The organism is Bradyrhizobium nitroreducens (assembly GCF_002776695.1).
GTDB lineage: Bacteria > Pseudomonadota > Alphaproteobacteria > Rhizobiales > Xanthobacteraceae > Bradyrhizobium > Bradyrhizobium nitroreducens.
Genome location: NZ_LFJC01000003.1, coordinates 5,769,451 through 5,769,665, shown reverse-complemented (window position 1 = coordinate 5,769,665; position 215 = coordinate 5,769,451).

The window sequence follows — 215 nt, the reverse complement described above, 5'->3', positions numbered from 1 at the left end:
TTGCCCCCGCGGCGGATCCCGCACGAAGCGCCCATGCGCTCGGACAACAGATCCTGGTCGCCACCAGCAACGGCATCGTTCGACAAATGCGGGCCGGATCACTGAAATCTAGAGCTAATGCTGCGAACCAAGACAGATCAGCGCCGATAACAATACCAACCAAGAAGCCGGTTGTCAGACCGGCAGCGCCTACCGAGAGTGTCGAGCTAGAAGGA